The sequence below is a fragment of the Nitratireductor sp. CH_MIT9313-5 genome, assembly GCF_037029545.1.
In the GTDB taxonomy this organism is placed as follows: Bacteria; Pseudomonadota; Alphaproteobacteria; order Rhizobiales; family Rhizobiaceae; genus Chelativorans.
In genome coordinates this window covers 281,056-283,414 of the sequence record NZ_JAYMER010000028.1, presented here as the reverse complement: position 1 = coordinate 283,414, position 2,359 = coordinate 281,056, and the positions used below count along the sequence as shown (strand labels likewise).

Annotated in this window: 3 protein-coding genes; all 3 read left to right on the top strand. The window is 57.9% G+C overall.

Going from position 1 to position 2,359, the window contains the following annotated elements; all coding sequences use genetic code 11:
- On the top strand, positions 1–517 hold a 517-nt coding region (locus tag WA367_RS18090), incomplete at its 5' end, for an ABC transporter substrate-binding protein (RefSeq protein ID WP_336057893.1).
- A gap of 205 nt (positions 518–722) precedes the next feature.
- Positions 723–1,667, top strand: coding sequence for an ABC transporter permease (locus WA367_RS18085; RefSeq protein WP_336058162.1), 945 nt, complete (start codon positions 723–725; stop codon positions 1,665–1,667).
- The coding region (locus WA367_RS18080) for an ABC transporter permease (protein WP_336058161.1) at positions 1,667–2,359 on the top strand (693 nt) is incomplete at its 3' end. The genes WA367_RS18085 and WA367_RS18080, both read left to right, overlap by 1 nt.

Sequence of the window (2,359 nt, the reverse complement as noted above, 5' to 3'; positions counted from 1 at the left end):
GGCAGGCTATGACGGTGAAGAGCTGACCTTTTACGTCACCGAAGGCGGCTCGGGCATGCTCGACCCGATCGCCATGGGCACCGCAATTCAGGCTGACCTGCAAGCTGTCGGCATGAATGTGAAGATTGAGACTTATGAGTGGAACACCTTCCTTGGCAAAGTTAACCCTGGACTTGAGGGCAAGGCCGACATGGCGGAAATGGCGTGGATGACCAATGATCCCGACACGCTGCCCTTCCTTGCTCTTCGTTCGGAAGCCTGGCCAGACAAAGGCGGTTTCAACTCAGGTTACTACTCCAATCCGCAGGTCGATGAACTGTTGAACAAGGCACGCACTGCCACCGATCAGGCAGAACGAGCTAAACTCTACAAGGAGATGCAGACCATCGTGCAGGACGATGCACCCTGGGTTTTCGTAGCGAACTGGAAGCAGAACGCCGTCACGGGCGCAGGCGTGGAGAACTTTAAGCTCCAACCGTCCTTCTTCCTCATGCTGCAGGATGTTGCCAAGCCTTAAGGACGCAGAGGCTCCAACCCTCATCCTCCTGACATGCTTGGGGATGAGGGGGGAGACATATTCCGAATGACGCGGCTCTCAGCCTGAGCGAGACCAACAACTCGTCCCGCGACACCAGCCGACGTCCCTCACCCTAAACTGAGCCTACCGAGTGGTGCGGACGAGTTCGAAGGCTCCAGATTAAACTTCCATCAGGACCCAAGCCATGGCGACCTATATAGCCAAGCGCCTACTCGCCGCGATCCCCGTCCTGTTCGGTTTGTCGATCATTGTCTTCCTGATCATGGCGATGATACCGGGTGATCCGGCAACAGCTATTCTCGGCTCCTATGCAACTCCGGAAAATGTCGCCAAGCTCAACGCCGATCTCGGCCTCGACAAGCCACTGCCGCAACAATATCTGATCTGGCTTGGTAACCTTCTGCAGGGCGATCTGGGCCGCTCCTATGCGCTTAACCGCCCTGTCCTTGATGAAGTTCTGGAACGCTTTGCAGCGACACTTGTTCTGGCGGGCACCGCGCTGGTGCTTTGCTCGATCCTTGGACTCCTTGCCGGGGTCGTCTCTGCAGTGCGCCAGTATGGTCTGGCAGACAAGGTGATAACCGTTGTTGTGCTGATCGGCATTTCAACGCCCGCCTTCTGGCTGGGATTGCTCCTCATTCTTGTTTTTGCCGTCAAGCTGCGGCTTTTCCCCGCCAGTGGCATGTATTCGATTTATGGGGGCGGCGACCTGCCGAACCTGCTCTACCACCTGCTTCTCCCGGCTCTGACCCTTGCCGTAGTGGCGACTGGCGTGATCGCACGCCTGACCCGCACATCCATGCTGGAAGTGTTGCGGCAGGACTATATCCGCACAGCCCGCGCCAAGGGGCTGACGGAACGCCGCGTCATCTATCGGCACGCATTCAGGGCAGCGCTTGTTAGCGTCATTCCGGTAATCGGCATTCAGGCCGGTTTCGTTCTGGGCGGTGCGGTTTATGTGGAGACTGTTTTTCAATGGCCTGGAATTGGCTCCATGCTGGTCAATGCCATTTCCACACGCGACCTGCTGCTGGTGCAAGGTGGCGTTCTTGTTGTTGCCTCGGCATATGTCTTGTTCAATCTCGCCGCCGACGTGGCGCAGACCATGCTTGATCCGAGGTTGCGCTGATGACTGAGGCTGTCTCCACGGCAGCGGTGGCCAAACACCGGAAATCCACCAGACCGAGTTCTCTTCGCCTCCTGTTGAACAATGTACTGGCAACGACAGGGCTCGCGGTATTGGTTCTGATCATCATCATTGCGCTATTGGCACCGTTGTTGCCCCTCCCGGATCCAGATGCCACCGCTCCGGCAGACCGTTTGCTGCGCCCGCTTTCGGAGGGCCATCTCCTCGGGACGGACGCGCTCGGGCGAGATGTGTTGTCGCGCCTGGTTTGGGGTACACGCGTCAGCCTTGCCGTAGGTATCTTGGCCACCTTGATCGCCGCCTTCTTCGGCTCGTTGATCGGCCTTGTCGCGGGCTATGTCGGCGGGCGCGTCGATGCACTCTTGATGCGCGGCATCGATATGGTGATGGCCTTCCCCTACATTCTTCTGGCCCTGGCCATCGTTGCAGCGCTCGGGCCTGGGCTATTGAACGCGCTTTATGCCATTGCCGTGGTCAACATTCCTTTCTTTGCGCGCAATATTCGCGGCATCACCATTGGCCTTTCGCGGCGGGAATTCGTCGATGCTGCGAGGCTATCGGGAAAATCCAACGCCAGCATACTGTTCAGCGAAATCCTTCCGAACGTGCTGCCGGTCATCATCATCACCATGTCCACCACGATTGGCTGGATGATCCTTGAAACGGCCGGCCTG